General features: G+C 69.7%; 14 protein-coding genes and 1 pseudogene. 10 read left to right on the top strand and 5 right to left on the bottom strand.

Annotation, left to right across the window (positions count from 1 at the left end):
• The first annotated feature begins 7 nt into the window (after nucleotides 1-7).
• The gene (locus tag MYSTI_RS30600; RefSeq protein WP_015351693.1) at nucleotides 8-979 is read left to right on the top strand and encodes a hypothetical protein; all 972 of its coding nucleotides are present in this window, start codon (nucleotides 8-10) and stop codon (nucleotides 977-979) included.
• Between the two features lie 171 nt (nucleotides 980-1150).
• Here the strand turns inward: MYSTI_RS30600 and MYSTI_RS30595 are convergent, their stop codons facing one another.
• The 3 genes from MYSTI_RS30595 to MYSTI_RS30585 form a co-directional block, all read right to left on the bottom strand.
• Nucleotides 1151-2269 (bottom strand): glycerate kinase, encoded by a 1119-nt coding sequence (locus MYSTI_RS30595; protein ID WP_015351692.1) that lies wholly within the window; start codon nucleotides 2267-2269, stop codon nucleotides 1151-1153.
• Between the two features lie 230 nt (nucleotides 2270-2499).
• Nucleotides 2500-3003, bottom strand: a complete 504-nt coding sequence (locus tag MYSTI_RS30590) for a YkgJ family cysteine cluster protein (RefSeq protein ID WP_015351691.1) — start codon at nucleotides 3001-3003, stop codon at nucleotides 2500-2502.
• Nucleotides 3004-3031: 28 nt separating this feature from the next.
• On the bottom strand, nucleotides 3032-4342 hold the full coding sequence (locus MYSTI_RS30585; protein WP_015351690.1) for a class I SAM-dependent rRNA methyltransferase: 1311 nt from the start codon (nucleotides 4340-4342) through the stop codon (nucleotides 3032-3034).
• 42 nt (nucleotides 4343-4384) lie between these two features.
• Between MYSTI_RS30585 and MYSTI_RS30580 the strand changes: the two genes are divergently transcribed.
• Both MYSTI_RS30580 and MYSTI_RS30575 read left to right on the top strand, forming a co-directional pair.
• Entirely contained in the window at nucleotides 4385-4903 is a 519-nt protein-coding gene (locus MYSTI_RS30580; RefSeq protein ID WP_233278009.1) for a hypothetical protein, read from the top strand.
• An 83-nt stretch (nucleotides 4904-4986) separates the two neighbouring features.
• Complete coding sequence (locus MYSTI_RS30575; RefSeq protein ID WP_015351688.1) at nucleotides 4987-5544, top strand: FxsA family protein; 558 nt, start codon at nucleotides 4987-4989, stop codon at nucleotides 5542-5544.
• Nucleotides 5545-5560: 16 nt separating this feature from the next.
• On the opposite strand, the gene MYSTI_RS30570 is transcribed toward MYSTI_RS30575, so the two are convergent.
• Complete coding sequence (locus MYSTI_RS30570; protein ID WP_233278008.1) at nucleotides 5561-6667, bottom strand: acyltransferase family protein; 1107 nt, start codon at nucleotides 6665-6667, stop codon at nucleotides 5561-5563.
• A 118-nt stretch (nucleotides 6668-6785) separates the two neighbouring features.
• Between MYSTI_RS30570 and MYSTI_RS44250 the strand changes: the two genes are divergently transcribed.
• The 4 genes from MYSTI_RS44250 (at nucleotide 6786) to MYSTI_RS41115 (ending at nucleotide 10315) form a co-directional block, all read left to right on the top strand.
• Nucleotides 6786-7604, top strand: coding sequence for a YfiM family protein (locus tag MYSTI_RS44250; protein WP_015351686.1), 819 nt, complete (start codon nucleotides 6786-6788; stop codon nucleotides 7602-7604).
• A 256-nt stretch (nucleotides 7605-7860) separates the two neighbouring features.
• Complete coding sequence (locus tag MYSTI_RS30560) at nucleotides 7861-8970, top strand: cytochrome-c peroxidase (RefSeq protein ID WP_015351685.1); 1110 nt, start codon at nucleotides 7861-7863, stop codon at nucleotides 8968-8970.
• A 42-nt stretch (nucleotides 8971-9012) separates the two neighbouring features.
• A complete protein-coding gene (locus tag MYSTI_RS30555) occupies nucleotides 9013-9411 on the top strand; it encodes a hypothetical protein (protein WP_015351684.1) in 399 nt (132 codons plus the stop codon).
• 49 nt (nucleotides 9412-9460) lie between these two features.
• Nucleotides 9461-10315 (top strand): AraC family transcriptional regulator, encoded by an 855-nt coding sequence (locus MYSTI_RS41115; protein ID WP_084668228.1) that lies wholly within the window; start codon nucleotides 9461-9463, stop codon nucleotides 10313-10315.
• Between the two features lie 456 nt (nucleotides 10316-10771).
• Here MYSTI_RS41115 and MYSTI_RS30545 read toward each other — a convergent pair whose 3' ends face one another.
• Nucleotides 10772-11491, bottom strand: coding sequence for a B3/B4 domain-containing protein (locus MYSTI_RS30545; protein WP_015351682.1), 720 nt, complete (start codon nucleotides 11489-11491; stop codon nucleotides 10772-10774).
• Between the two features lie 256 nt (nucleotides 11492-11747).
• On the opposite strand from MYSTI_RS30545, the gene MYSTI_RS30540 reads away from it, so the two are divergent.
• From MYSTI_RS30540 to MYSTI_RS45795, 3 genes and pseudogenes are all read left to right on the top strand, one after another.
• The gene (locus tag MYSTI_RS30540; RefSeq protein WP_015351681.1) at nucleotides 11748-12755 is read left to right on the top strand and encodes a fatty acid desaturase family protein; all 1008 of its coding nucleotides are present in this window, start codon (nucleotides 11748-11750) and stop codon (nucleotides 12753-12755) included.
• 12 nt (nucleotides 12756-12767) lie between these two features.
• Complete coding sequence (locus MYSTI_RS30535) at nucleotides 12768-14138, top strand: iron-containing redox enzyme family protein (RefSeq protein ID WP_015351680.1); 1371 nt, start codon at nucleotides 12768-12770, stop codon at nucleotides 14136-14138.
• Nucleotides 14135-14305 (top strand): annotated as a pseudogene (locus MYSTI_RS45795) (Rieske 2Fe-2S domain-containing protein); the annotation flags it as partial. The gene MYSTI_RS30535 and the pseudogene MYSTI_RS45795, both read left to right, overlap by 4 nt.
• Between the last annotated feature and the right edge of the window lie 117 nt (nucleotides 14306-14422).

Here is a 14422-nt window from a genome sequence, read left to right as displayed (position 1 = left end):
GGACGCCATGCCACTGCCCATTCCCCGCTTCCATGACGATGCTCGCGCGGGCCAGCTCTACCTGGAGCGCACGGGAGAGGTCGCCGCCGAGGCCCGTCGCTACGCGGTCGAGCACGGCCTTCGTCCAGCGCGAGAAGACCGCGTGCGTGTCGCTGCCTTCGGCATCGACGTGCAGGTGGGCTTCTGCATCCCCGGCGCCAGCCTCTTCGTCCCGGGCGCGGTGGAGGACACGCAGCGCTCGCTGCGCTGGCTCTACTCGCACCTGGACCGGCTGACGGAGCTGGTGTTCTCGCTCGACACGCATCGCGTCTTCCAGATCTTCCACCCGGCCTGGTGGCGGGACGCGGAGGGCCATCCTCCCGCGCCCTTCACGAACATCTCCGCGGCGGAGGTCCGTGCTGGTCGCTGGCGCGCCACGCGCTTCCCGGAGGAGAGCCTGGAGTACTGCGAGCGGTTGGAGGCGCAGGGGCGCTACGTGCTCACCGTGTGGCCGTTCCACGCGCTGCTGGGCGGCGTGAGCCACGCGCTGGTGCCGGCGTTCTACGAGGCCAGCGCGTTCCATGCCATCGCGCGAGACACGGCGACGCACTTCGAGCTCAAGGGCGAGCATCCGCTCACGGAGAACTACTCCGTGCTCTCGCCCGAGGTGACGGAGGTGAAGGGGCAGCGCGTGGGTGAGTTCAACACGCGCCTCTTCGAGCGGCTGATGACGTTCGACCGCATCTACGTGTTCGGTCAGGCCAAGTCCCACTGCGTGCTCTCCACGCTGCGGGACTTGCGGACGCACATCGAGAAGACGGACCGCTCGCGGATGGGGCGGGTCCACATCCTCGTGGACACGATGAGCCCGGTGCCCGCGCCGCCTCTGGACCCGCTGCCGCCGTCGGTCGACTTTCCCCGACTGGCGGACGAAGGCATCGACGAGCTGCGCCGCGCGGGGATGAAGGTGGTGCGCACGACGGACCCGCTCGACGTCTGAGCGCGCGGCACGTCGACGGCGGTGGCGCGCGGACATGAAGGGCTCAGGCAGCGCGCGCGTCTGTCAGCGCGCCGTCTTGAGTCGTGTTCCGTCCATCGCACTACGACGTCGCGACGCGCGTCCACGGCGGTGGCGCGCGGACGTGATGGGAGCAGGCCGCTCGAGCGGCCGTCAGCGTGTCGTCTTGAGTCGTGCCGCCGTCCATCGAGCCACGGCGTCGCGCAGCACGTCCGCGGCGGAGACGCCCGGACGTGCCTGGGTGCTCAGGTCCACCACCGTGTGGAACAGGTCGAGCTCCAGCCCGTCATCGCGCCGCACCGAGCCCGCGAACAGCTCCACCGGCGTCCCGTGCTCACGCGCCAGGCGCGCCAGTCCACCCGGGCCCTTGCCCAGCGAGGTCTGCCGGTCGAAGCGCCCCTCGCCCGTGAGCACCACCTCCGCGAGCAACACGCGCCGCTCCAGCCCCAGCGCGCGCGACACCAGCTCATAGCCCGGCACCAGCCGCGCCCCCGCGAGCGCCGTCAGCCCGAAGCCAAAGCCTCCCGCCGCACCCGCGCCCGGCCAGCCGGAGCTCGTGTCTCCCGCCACACTCGCGAAGTGCGCCAGCGCCGCCTCCAGCACCTCCACCGTCGACGCGTCCGCCCCCTTCTGCGGACTGAACAGTCGCGCCGCGCCATCCGGGCCCAGGAGCGATGACGTGACATCCGTCGCGCCCATCAGCTCCACCTGACCCAGCCGGGGATGACGTCCCGAGGCATCCACTCGCGCCAGCGCGGACAGGGCCGCGCCGCCGGGCGGGAGCGGATGGCCTGCCTCGTCCAGGAAGCGGTAGCCCAGCGCGGTGAGCGCGCCCGTGCCACCGTCCGTGGTGGCGCTGCCCCCCAGGCCCACGATGAGCCGCTCACAGCCCGCGTCCAGCGCGGCGCGCATCAGCTGCCCAGCGCCGTAGGTGGAGGCCCGCCGCGCGTTGCTCGGCGTGGGCTCCATGTGTGTCAGGCCTGAGGCCGCCGCCATCTCCACCACCGCCGTGCGCCCGTCCTCCAGCAGCGCCCAGGCGGCCTCCACGAGCTGCCCCAGCGGCCCATGCACCTGGCACACGCGGCGCTCACCTCGCGTGCCTGACAGCAGCGCATCCACCGTGCCCGGCCCTCCGTCCGCGAGCGGCGCGATGTCCAGCACCACCTCGGGGGAGACCTCTCGCACACCCTTGGCCATGGCCTCGGCCGCTTCGGTGGCGGTGAGGGTGCCCTTGAATTCCTGCGGCGCGACGAGCCAACGAGGAGCAATCACGACCGGGACACCCGGCCTTCCAGCGACTGCCCTCGATGACCTGTTGCCCTCGTCGTCCTACTTCTCCGCAAGCCCACGCCTCCCAGGTCGATTCGTGGACCAATCATTGCCTCGTCAGCGCGTGAGTTCACGCTGATACATCCAGGGGCACGCGGGAAGAGTTCTCGATTTACGGCGATGGCTCGACTCAAAGAGCCGGATTCCGGTGCAGACCGGGCATGGAGCACCCATCAGCGCGTCTTGCGCGCCGAGGCGAGGGCCTCCGCATGCCACTCCAGCAGCGGGCGAGGGCCTCGGAGCGAGGGCTCCCTGCGCTGGGACGCCCACTCCAGGCGCTCCAGCAGCGTACCCACCGTTTCGGCGGGCTGGCGCGCGGGGCCTCGGATTCGTTCACAGAAGAACGTCCGGCAGCCGAAGGGACGGTCCGCGTAGACGGTGCAGCGCAGCCCCGCGGTGTCCAGGTACGGACAGCCTCCATCCTCGCGAGGAGGAGGCAGGGGGCGGCCCTTCGTCAGCAGCTCCCACTCCGGGAGCCACAGCCACGGCTGGCGTCCCGTGCGGGAGAGCTGGCAGCACTCGCCGCTGGCCGGACACGAGAAGGGGGCATAGGCCGCGTCCGCCTGACGGTAGATGGCGCGCACCTCCTTCAGCGCGCGCTCACGCACGTGCGTGCCGCCTGGAGCGGGCGAGTCCTCCTGCTCCTCTTCGTCGTCGCCCCAGTCGTGCGTCCGCATGTCACCGCCTGACCTGTGTCGCGGTGCCCTACAGCACGCGCAGCACGAAGCACTTCAGGTAGCGGGTCTCTCGCAGGTTCAGCAACACGGGGTGGTCCTTGCCCGCGCCGCGCCGTTCGATGATTTGCAGTCGGCGGCGCGCGTCGGCCGCGGCGGAGGCGAGCATGTCCTCGAAGGACTGCTCGTCCATGTGGTACGTGCAGCTCGCGGTGATGAGGATTCCGCCCGGCCGCAGCAGCTGCATGGCGCGCAGGTTGATTTCCTTGTACCCGCGCACCGCGGCGGCGATGGCGTCCTTGTTCTTCGCGAAGGACGGCGGGTCCAGGACGATGGTGTCGAACTTGCGACCCTCGTCCACCGCGTCGCGCAGGAAGTCGAAGGCGTTGGCCACGACGACATTCACGTTGGTGAGCTTGTTGGCCGCGGCGTTCTCCCGAAGCTGCCCGGAGGCCAGCTCGGAAATCTCGACCGCGGTGACGCTCTTGGCGCGCGAGGCGAGCTGGAGCGCGAAGCCTCCCACGTAGGAGAAGCAGTCCAGCGCCTCGCCGTGGGCGTACTGCGCCGCCATGACGTGGTTCTCCCGCTGGTCCAGGAAGGCGCCCGTCTTCTGGCCCTCCAGCAGGTCGGCGCGCACGCGCACCAGGCCCTCGTCGAAGGAGATGGGGCCGGGGAGCTGGCCGCGCAGCAGGCCCTTCTCCGGCGTGAGCCCTTCCAGGTTGCGCACGCCCACGTCGGAGCGGTTGACGATGCCGCGCGGCTTGAGCAGCTCCTCCAGCAGGTCCGCGATGAGCACCTTGCGCTGCTCGGTGGCGGGCACGAGGAACTGGACGCTGAGGTAGTCGCCGTAGCGGTCCACCACGAGGCCGGGGATGCCGTCCGCCTCGCCGTGGATGAGCCGGTACGTCGTCTCACCCGGGAGCGCGCGCTGACGCAGGTCCAGCGCGGACTGGAGCTTCTGGCGGAAGAAGTCCGCGTCCACCGCGACGTCGTCGTAGCTGAGCCAGCGCAGGGAGATCTTCGACTGGCGTGAGTAGAACGCCTTGCCGATGAACCAGCCACGCCCGTCCGTCACCCGGACGACTTCTCCGCCCTCGAGTCCCGGGTCGCCGTTGAGGTCCGCCCGATAAATCCAAGGGTGGCCCGCCTGCCAGCGCTCGACGCCGCGGCGCAGCAGGGACACCTGGGGGACACCATCCGGCCCCAAATCGGGCGTGGTCCGGTCCGGCGCGGGCTTCTCCGGACGCGAGTGGGGGCGGCCGCCCCGCTGGGACGAGGACTGCGGGGGGGAGGGCCTGCCACCGCGATGGGGGCCAGAAGGGGGCTTGGATGAGGTGGGCATGACGTTGGGCGGCGTATACTCGCAACCCGCGTGAGATACGAGTTGCTCCTACAGACGATGACGCCGGGCACGCCCTACGAGGCGGCGCGGGTGGATGGCCTCCTCTCGGAGAAGCGGGTGAGCGTCCGCGCGGACGGCAACCGCCTCTGGCACTTCCAGCACGGGGACGTGGAGGTGGGGGTGCTGCGCGAGGGCGGCCAGGTGGTGGCCACCGAGCTGCGCATCCCCCTCTCCGAGCGGACGGACCTGGTGCGAGAGGTGGTCGCCGAGGCGGCCCTCCTGGCGAACAGCGCGGGGGCCCGGCTGGTGGACCCCCAGCTTGGCCGCTCCCTGTCCGCCAACGACGACGGCATGGTGGTGGACCAGTACCTGCGCACCGTGCGCTACGCCGGCGAGGTCGCCGGTGTCCCCGAGGCGATGAGCACCTCGTACGGGCTGAGCACGAGCGAGGGAGCACGCGGCTTCCAGCCCGGGGTGAAGTTCTTCCTCCTCGCACTCGGGGTCTTCTTCTTCCTGTACCTCTTGGTGGACTCGCTGACGACGAGCCTCGGAGGACGGTGAAATCCAGGGGGCGGGCGCGATGGCGCCGCCCTTTCCGCCGGGTTGTCCGGGCACGAGGCGCCAGGCGGCGTTAGGTTGAGGGTGTGTTCAAGTACCTCCTGTTCGCACTCATCGTCGTCCCCTTCGTGGAGCTCTACCTGCTGGTCGCCATCGGCCGGGAGGTGGGCTTCGCGCCCACGCTGGGCCTGGTGTTGCTGACGGGGCTGGTGGGCTCATGGCTCGCCCGGCGCGAGGGCTCGCGGGTGATGCGCCGCTGGCAGACGTCCCTGGCCCTGCGGCAGGTGCCCGAGGAGGGGCTGTTCAGCGGCGCACTCATCATGCTCGGCGGCGTGCTGCTGGTGATTCCGGGCGTCCTCACCGACGTGGCGGGGCTGTTGCTGCTGCTGCCTCCCGTGCGGCGGTTCGTGACGGTGCGCCTGCGCCGGGCCGTCGAGCGGCGCATGCGCGAGGGCTCGCTGCACGTCACCACCATTGGCGGCATGGGCTTCCCGGGCCCCTTCGCGGGGACGCCGCCGTCGGAGGGGACTGCGTTCCCCCGCTCGTGGGAGCAGGACGCGCAGGGCCCGTCGGCGAGGATTCGCTCGGGCGCGTCGCGGTCCGAGACCGACGCGGAGTTCACCGAGGAAGAGCCCCGCCACTGAAGCGGGGCCGTGTGACTCAGGCCCGAGGGCTCATCCGCGTGCCGCCGATGCTGGCGTTCAGCGTGGTGGAGCCCGCTCTCCACGGGCGGGCCTGGTCCGTCACCCAGCGGCCCACCTTCGCCACCACCGCGCAGACCCCGAGCAGGGCCGTGGCCACGCCCAGGGCGGCGGGAGCCCCCAGCGTCGGGCCCACCCGCGAGGCGAGTCCGGCGATGTCCGCCCAGCCGTACACCACGGGCAGGTGCAGGACGTAGATCCACAGCGACAGCCGCCCCAAGGGCGCCAGCAAGCCACTGAGGCGCGTGGGGGCCAGCGTCACCACGCCCAGGACGAGCAGCCCCTGGCCCACGCGATACGCGACCATCCACGCGCTCGCGGGACCCCAGTCGGGCACCAGGAGCAGCTGGGTGAGCGCGAGCAGCCCCGCGCCCACCGCGAGCAGCGAGAAGCCCTGCGGCAGTCCCGGGCGCAGCACGTTCAGCAGGGAGGCGGCGAAGGCTCCGGCGAAGAAGAAGCCCGCCCACGGGAAGAACGGGAAGCGGCTTCCCTCGGCGCTGCCCAGGAACTGCTGCACGGGCGAGGGCAGCCCCCCGCCCAGCTTCCACATGGCCGCGCTGGCGACGGGGACACCGACGGCCAGGGCCATCAGGACCAGCGGACGCCCGCCGCGTGCGGGCACGAGCGCGAGCAGCACGGAGCCGATGAGCAGCGCGAAGCCGATGCACTGGAGCGCATCGAAGGCGAAGACGCGCGAGAGCATCGCGTCCGTCCAGCCCATGTCCCGCACCGCATGCCATCCAGGCCAGTGCAGCAGGTAGCCGAGGAAGAGCAACAGCAGCGAGCGGCGGACCCGGCGACCCAAGGTGTCTCGCGCGCTGGTGGGCTTGCTTCCCAGCGCGGCCACCACGGCCCATCCACTCACCAGGAGGAACAGGGGGGCGGTGACGCCTCGGAAGGCCCAGTAGTGTTGCACCCACGGGTGCAGACGCGCTTCGGGCGACAGCAGCGCGTCCAGCGTGTGTCCGAGCACCATGGCGAGGACCGCCAGACCGCGCGCTCCGTCGAGCCCGGGGTGCCGGGTCGATTGCTGCTGGAAGGTGAACGAGGGGCCGAGTCGTTTCACGCGACCCGGAGCATAGGCCGAGCGGCTGGCCGCGTCTCGAAAACACACGGAGCGAGAGGGTTCGGCTTGCTCCCGGGCATCCCACCTGGACGGTCCGTGGGATGCTACATCCCTGGACATGCGGCCCTCCTCCCCCTGGCTCCTCGTCCCATTCCTGGTCCTGGCCCCTGTCTCGGGCGCACATGCCTCGTCTGGGGATGACTGGCTGGGCCCCGACAAACCCAAGCACTTCGCGGCGTGTTTCGCGCTCGCGGGCGTGGGCTACGGCGCGGGCGCGCTCCTCTTCGATTCACCCGAAGCGCGGCTGTGGAGCGGCGCGGGCCTGTCGCTCGGAGTCGGTGTGGGCAAGGAACTGTACGACCTGGGGCGAGGCACCCGCTTCTCGCTCAAGGACCTGGCGTGGGACGCGGCGGGAGCGGCGACGGGGCTCGGCGTGGCATGGCTCGTCGACCGGCTCGTGTTCGGACCGCCATCAGCTCCGCGTGTGACTCGAGTCATCGGGTTGCGAGAGGCTCCGCTCGTCGGACTCCTCCCGGGGGGACAGGAGGTCTTCATCGGGACGCGCTCGCGCTTCGATGAGTCGCATCAGCTTCTCGCGCTGAAGGAGCGGGTCCACCGTCATGAGCGCGCTGCCCTGTCGGCCGCCGCCGCCGGTGACGAGCACGGTGACCTGGTCGCGAGGACACTGCCGCAAGCAGCCCGTGGGCATGACGCGGACGTGGTCGGCCAGCCCTCGCTCGCTCAGCGTGCGCTGGAGCCAGCGGGGCAGCTCGGCGCCTCCCGTCCGGGCGCCGCCGCGCATCAGACACTTGCGGCAGACGAGCACCTCGACGTCTTCGTCCCCACCGCGTTCATCTCGCATCCATCCTCCGGGTCCGGGGGGCGGGGCACCGCGCTGGCTCGCCACGGAGCGGATGCGCCGCTGCGTGGCCGCTGATGCGTGCTCGACATTCCCGGCGGGGCTTTCGTCCCTCTCCGTGAACAGTCCCAGACAGTCTCAAGGAGGTAGTCGCCGGAGCGCAGCCGCGCAGCCCGTGCCGGGACGTCCGAGGGGCGAGGGGGCGACGAGGGGCCCGCTGACGCCCGTCTGATGGACGCTGGAAGCGAGGGTGGGGTGCGTCATCAAGACGCGCACGCCCTCTCGGAGTCCTGCTGATAGCGTGTCACCCCGGCGCACACTCTCGGAGTCCCTCATGTCGCGAACCCGGTTCTACTCATTGCTCACGCTGGCCTCGTTGGGGGCCGGTGGACTCGTGGCCTGTGAGCGGAAGCAGGAGCCGGTGGTCGCGCCCGGGGTGGAGGCCGAGGCGCCGAAGCCCCGCGCACCCAAGCCGCTGACGCCCGACCAGCTCGCGCACTTCTTCCGGCCCGTGCCGCCCGCCAAGGACGCGAAGCCCGCGCCCAAGGACACGCCTTCCCAGGTGGAGCTGGGGCGGATGCTCTTCTTCGAGCCGCGCCTGTCGAAGAACCACGATGTCTCCTGCAACACCTGCCACGGCCTGGGCACCTACGGCGTGGACAACAAGGCGCTGTCGGATGGGCACAAGGGACTGAAGGGGGCGCGCAACTCGCCCACCGTCTACAACGCCGCGGGACACATCGCGCAGTTCTGGGACGGGCGCGCGGACACGCTGGAGGCGCAGGCGACAGGGCCCATCCTCAACCCGGTGGAGATGGCCATGCCGGACGCGCGCCGTGTGGTGTCGACGCTGTCCTCCATGCCGGAGTACGTCGCGCGCTTCCGCGAGGCCTTCCCCGGCGCGAAGAAGCCAGTGTCGCTGGAGAACGCCGCCAAGGCGCTGGCCGCGTTCGAGCGCGGCCTCACCACCACGTCGCGCTTCGACCGGTTCGTCGCGGGAGACTCCACCGCGCTGACCGAGACGGAGCAGCGGGGCCTGCAGCTCTTCGCGAACACGGGCTGCACCACGTGCCACAACGGACCCACGGTGGGCGGGCTGTCCTTCCAGCGGCTGGGGTTGGTGGAGGACTACCCGGGGCTGAAGGACGCGGGCCGCTTCGACGTGACGAAGAACGAGGACGACCGGGGCAAGTTCCGGGTGCCCACGCTGCTCAATGTCGAGCGCACGGGGCCGTACCTGCATGACGGCAGCGTGAGTGACCTGCCGACGATGGTCCGGTTGATGGCCCGGCATCAGCTCGCGCGGACGCTGACGGACGCGGAGGTGGATGACCTGGTGGCCTTCCTCAAGAGCCTCACCGGGGAGCTTCCGCCCGCGGAGCGCATCGCCGCGCCCGCGCTCCCGCCGAGTACGAAGAAGACTCCGAAGCCGGACCCGTCTTGAAACGTGCTTCCCGCTGTACCCGTTGGTAAACCGCGAGGCCTCATGGAACGAATCTTCTTCAATGCCCACTCCGGACTCCGCTACCTGGTGCTGCTCGCGGGCGTGCTGGCCATCGCCTACTTCGCCTTCGGGCTCGCCACGAAGCGTCCGTTCGACAAGGGCGGCCGCATCCTGGGCGCGTCCTTCGCGGGCCTGCTGCACCTCCAGGTGCTCCTGGGCATCCTCGTGCTGGTGACGCGCTTCTACTACCCGGCGCTGATTGGCCACATCGTGATGATGGTGGCGGCGGCGGGCGTGTCCCAGGCGCTCATCTCGGTGAACCGCCGCAAGGCGCAGCCGGGCTACGGGCTCCCCCTGGCGGGCGTGGGGCTCGCGGTGCTCTTCATCATCGGTGGCATCATGGCCATCGGCCGCGGCGTGTTCACCTCCACCGCGATGTGAGCCGCATCCACGCGGGTCGAGCCTCGTGCTCCCCGCACCGACGACGCCCATGCCACGAGCGACCGAAGCGCCCATGACGACGGCGGCGTGGCAGGGCGTGGGCATGACCCTCTACCGACAGCGGCTGGAGGGAGGCGAGCATCACCACTCGCCCCTCCAGCTCTTCATGTCCCTGGGGCGCGGGGACGTCCGGGGGCACTGGCGGACCTCGGGGCGGCTCGTGGACCTGCGCCTGACCCGCGGCGAAGTCGCGGTCGTCGGCTCGGACCTTCCGCATGCCTTCTCCTGGGGCGGGGGCACGCAGGTGGCGTCCTTCTTCCTCGACCCGCGACGACTGGCGTCGCTCCACGGTGAGCCCGCCATGGAAGAGGCCCTGCGGCGGCTGGGTCCCTCGAAGCTGCGCGACCCGCTGGTCCGCGAGCTGCTGCGCGCCAGCGGTGAGGCCTTGAGCGACGACAGCGCTCCCTCGCGAATCGAGGTGGAGACCCTGGCCACCGTGCTGGCCTCGCGGCTGTTGCGGCTCGACGGTCAGCGACTTCGCGCCCGGAGCCTCTCGGGAGCGCTCGCGCCCTGGCAGGTCCAGCGCGTCACGGACTTCGTGGAGGCGCACCTGGAGGAGCCGCTCGGCCTGGAGGCCCTGGCCGCCGTGGTGGGCCTGAGCCCGTCGCACTTCACGCGGAGCTTCAAGCGGGCGACAGGCACCACGCCGCACCAGTTCGTCCGCGTCCGGAGGCTCGAGCACGCGCGGGAGCTGCTCGCCACCACGGCCCTGCCGCTCGCGGACATCGCGCAGCGCGCGGGAATCTCCAGCCAGAGTCACTTCACCGCGCTGTTCCGCGCGCACTTCTCCGTGACTCCCGCGCGATTCCGCCGCGCCACCGCCGCGCGGTTTGATGATGCGTGACGCGCCGAGCGTCTAGCGCGCTTCAACGTCTGCCCATGGAGTGAACGTTCGCTCGCTCATTTCAGGAACGCGCCCAAACGATTGCAACGCTCCTGAAACTATTTCCGAATCTCGACTCATTGTTCGTCGAGCAGAGGCGCAAGCCTTTTCCACCTCAAACCCTCCAGAACGAGTGTTCTCGAGGGGGTGACATGGTTTGCCTTTTTGCGCCAGGAAGAGCCCGAGGGTGTCCATGGGATGTTCCGAACCTGGAGACCAGAAAGGCCCTGGAGCGCGAGTCCCGCGCGGAGCGATGTCATCGATATGGCGCCTCCAGGAGAGCGTTCACCGTCCATGGTGTGTAGGGGCTCGAAGACCTCGACAGGTCCCCGCCGACTTCAGGAGGAGCGCGGCGCCGACGGCTCGTTGGCGCCCCTCTGATTCGCCATGACGCGTGGTTCGACGCAGCGACAGCCGTCACCCGGTCGGGAGCTCGACCGAGCGAGACTCGCGCACGTCCAGCATGCCCAGGGTGGTGCGGCCTCCGCAGTGCTGCCGGGTCTTCTCGCCGATGAGCGAGACGAGCCCCTGGAGGTCCTCGGTCGACACCGCGGCGGAGGGCGCCTCGACGAAGAGGATGATGTCGCGCGAGCTGGCCTCCACCTTGGCGTGGTCGCAGTCGCGGAAGTTCCACCGCCGGGTGAGCACGCGCGCGTCGTCCGCGTAGACGACCTCGCCCTCGCTGGTCTGCTCCACCTCCGTGCCGCCGATGGGGGTGAAGGACTCGGAGCCCGGTGACAGACGGAGCTGGAGGTCGCCCTGGAGCTTGTCCAGGGTGTAGCCGCCCACGGGCAGCAGATAGAAGAGCTCCGCGAACAGGTACGCGTTCACCGCCTTGTTGATCCACGGCACGGGATTCCCGTTCACCACCCGGCGCAACAGCGCCTCCGCGCTGGGACGCGCCTTCTTCGGGTTGACGCCGAATCGCTGGTAGGCCTCCTGCCACGCGGCGATGCGAGGGTCCGCCGCCAGGGCCGCGAGGTCAGGGACCCGCGCGCGGAAGTCCGCCTCCGCCGTGCGCAGCTCCGCCTGGAGCGCGGGGCTGTCTCCCGTGTTGTCCATTCCTCGCACCGCGATGAAGCTGATTCGCAGGTCAGGGAAGCGCTGTGCCATCTCCTCGGAAATTCTCAGGTGCATGGGATTCTCCAGATGAGGGTGTCCCTACCATTTCCCGTCGTGAGTCACCAGGGTTGGGTCGCGCCGTCTCAGTGAGAGGCGTTGGGGGGCTCGGAGCCGACCCGATGTCAGAGGTCATTGTTACGTTCCGAGAATGCCTGGATAGTGCGCGCCGCTTCGGTTACCAGGAATGCAGTTGTTGAACAGGTGTTGGGCCAGGTGGTGGGAGTCCGTGAACACGGGCTCTGCTTGGCGCCGTCAACGGGAATGTCTTGCCATGATGAATGAACCGCGCCAACGAACAGGGGAGTCGTCTGTCCCGGGTGTGCCTCGGGGGCAGGAGGTGTGGGAGCTGCGGGAGTTCCTCGCGGCACAGGGCGGAGGGGCAGACACATTGGAGGCACTCCAGGTCGCGAGACCTGTTCGGGCGCTGCTGGAGATTGCGGAGACGTGGGCGCTCATTCTCGGCGCCTGGGCACTGTGTATCTATGTATCGTGGCTGCTCTTGCCCGTGGCCCTGGTCATCATCGGGTCACGTCAGCGGGCGCTGGGGAATCGATTGCACGATGCGGCGCACGGGAACATATTTCACGGCCGGGCGCTGAACCAGCGAGCGGGCGCGCTCCTCTGTGGACTGGCGCTGTTCGAGGACTTCGAGCTGTACCGCTCGGAGCACTTGAGACACCACGCGTACCTGGGCCACCCCGAGAAGGATCCAGACTACCTGGAGGTGCCCGCGGGGGACGGGCGGCGGCACACCACGTGGAGTCTGTATGTATTCTACGCACGCGACGCGAGGCTTTGGCGCGCGTCGCTCCTGGCCACGTTGCTGCGGGCCCCCGTTGCACACCGGTGGCGCGTGGCGCTGTGGTGGGCGGTGGTCCTGGGGATGTTCTCCTGGCTGGGGGGCGCGTGGGCCGCGCTGTCCTTTGCGCTGCTGTGGTTGATTTCCAAGATGACTGTGTATCACCTCATCAAAGTCTTCGCGGAAATCTCCGACCACATCGGGTTGCCGCCAGGGACGGTGTTGGGTTACACGCGGAACCACCCCTCCAACGTGTTGTCATTCTTCCTGCATCCGCATCACGACAACTACCACGTGACACATCATCTGTTCCCGCGCGTCCCGTTGGCGAATCTGTCACGGATGCATGAACTCCTGTTGCCCGCGCCGGCGTATGCGCAAGCCCATCACTGTGAGAGTTATTTCTGGGGGCCGCGCTCGTTGGTGAAGAGTTGGCTCCATTTCCAGGCCGGGCCCGGGCCCGACGCCACGCGCTCCTGATTCCCTGCGACCATGCTGGACACCCAACGTCTGATTGCCACCGGGGCCTTGGCTCCGCTCTGGGCCGGCCTCCAGGCCGCCCGACCCTATGGGCCGAGCCAGCAATGGCTGCTGGACAACCCGTACCATCGCCCCACGGCCCTCTCCGAGCTGTCGTTGGCTTCGCTGGAGGAGCCGGTGCGGGGCGATGCGCTGTTCACGCGCCGCTCGCTGGTCCTCCAGCGGCTGCTCTTCAACGCGTACGAGCAGAACAACCTGTACCTGCCGGCCAAGGCCTTCACGGACGCGGAGCAGCGCGCGTTCCACGACTTCTATGAGCCGAGCTTCGTGGCGGCGAACGCGATGCTGCGCCCGGCGCTGGAGCGCACCTGCTTCGAGTTCCTGACGGAGGAGATCTCCGTGGACGGGCCGTGGACATTGGGGCACCTGGAGGAATACTGCCAGCAGCTCCTGACGCGCTACGAGGCGGCTCCCAGCGAGGTGTGCCGGAGGGTGCAGGCGGCGACGGCGCCGGGCCTGGCGGCGAAGCTCTTCATCCTCCAGGTGGCGCCGGACTTCCTCTCCGAGGCGTCGCAGATGGCGCGGGCGCTGCCGGGCAACTTCGGCCCGGTGCACTCGGAGCTGATGAAGATCTTCATCGACGAGTTCGGGTACGGGGTGCATCCGCACAAGCACTCGACGCTGTTCGAGCGGCTGCTGGAGTCGCTCGGGCTGCGCAGCGACATCCACGCCTACTATCACTGGTACTTGCCCAGCTCGCTCCTGATGACGAGCTACTTCCACTGGGTGACGAGCCACAAGCCGCGCTGGTTCGAGTACGTGGGGGCGCTCTGGTGGATCGAGGCGGTGGTGCCGCACTTCAACCGCCAGTTCAGCAAGGTGCTGCGGGCGGTGTTCGGGCGGGACGGAGTGGACACGCTCTACTTCGATGAGCATGTGGGCATCGACATGCACCACCGGCGGATGGCGCTCGACAAGCTCATCCGGCCGATGGTGCAGCGCTATGGCGAGGGAATCATCCCGCAGATGGTGCGTGGCATCGAGGCGAGCCGCCTGCTGGGAGACCTGGCGGAGCGGGACTATTTCGAGCAGCTCGACTTCTGCGAGGCGCTGCACACCGGGCGGGCGCTGACGGGCGCGGCGGTGGAGGCGGGGCGCTCCACGCCGAGGGCGATGGGGACGTTCCTGGCGCCGGACATCTGCGACGTGCGGACGGTGCTGGCGGTGACGGCGGGCGCGGTGGAGGTGGACGCGGGCTACTTGTCGCCGCGGGTGCTCCGTGCGGGAGAAGCCGTGGTCGTGCCGGCGGGTCGGATGGTGGGGGCGCGGGTGGTGGGCGAGGGGACCTCGCTGTGGATGGGGCCGGCCGGTGTGGCGCCATGATGCTGGAGCTGGAGGCGCGGCACTGGAGCCAGCTGCGCGTGGAGGACGAGCGCTACCTGTGCCTCCAGTTGGGGACGCGGTGGAGCGTCATCCTGGACCGCTGCAAACATAAAGGCGGGCCGCTCAGCAAGGGCACCTGGGACGAGACCACGCGGAGCATCCGGTGTCCGTGGCACGAGCTGATCAACGGGCCCAGGGACCTCGCGCGCCAGCAGGTGCCGTCGGTCCGGGTCGGGTCGGTGGTTCGCTTCTTCGTTCCCGACCCCGCGCAAATCCAACCTGTT

Origin of the sequence: Myxococcus stipitatus DSM 14675 (assembly GCF_000331735.1) — a bacterium.
GTDB lineage: Bacteria > Myxococcota > Myxococcia > Myxococcales > Myxococcaceae > Myxococcus > Myxococcus stipitatus.
Note: the sequence above shows the minus strand (reverse complement) of the source record. Positions and strands in the feature narration are given on the sequence as shown.

Bases quoted from the DNA above. Each gene is read 5' to 3' on its own strand.
- MYSTI_RS30600 (WP_015351693.1), top strand. From the start codon at position 8: ATGCCACTGCCCATTCCCCGCTTCCATGACGATGCTCGCGCGGGCCAG.
- MYSTI_RS30590 (WP_015351691.1), bottom strand. From the start codon at position 3,003: ATGCGGACGCACGACTGGGGCGACGACGAAGAGGAGCAGGAGGACTCG.
- MYSTI_RS30585 (WP_015351690.1), bottom strand. From the start codon at position 4,342: ATGCCCACCTCATCCAAGCCCCCTTCTGGCCCCCATCGCGGTGGCAGG.
- MYSTI_RS44250 (WP_015351686.1), top strand. From the start codon at position 6,786: ATGCGGCCCTCCTCCCCCTGGCTCCTCGTCCCATTCCTGGTCCTGGCC.
- MYSTI_RS30560 (WP_015351685.1), top strand. From the start codon at position 7,861: ATGTCGCGAACCCGGTTCTACTCATTGCTCACGCTGGCCTCGTTGGGG.
- MYSTI_RS30555 (WP_015351684.1), top strand. From the start codon at position 9,013: ATGGAACGAATCTTCTTCAATGCCCACTCCGGACTCCGCTACCTGGTG.
- MYSTI_RS41115 (WP_084668228.1), top strand. From the start codon at position 9,461: ATGCCACGAGCGACCGAAGCGCCCATGACGACGGCGGCGTGGCAGGGC.
- MYSTI_RS30545 (WP_015351682.1), bottom strand. From the start codon at position 11,491: ATGCACCTGAGAATTTCCGAGGAGATGGCACAGCGCTTCCCTGACCTG.
- MYSTI_RS30540 (WP_015351681.1), top strand. From the start codon at position 11,748: ATGATGAATGAACCGCGCCAACGAACAGGGGAGTCGTCTGTCCCGGGT.
- MYSTI_RS30535 (WP_015351680.1), top strand. From the start codon at position 12,768: ATGCTGGACACCCAACGTCTGATTGCCACCGGGGCCTTGGCTCCGCTC.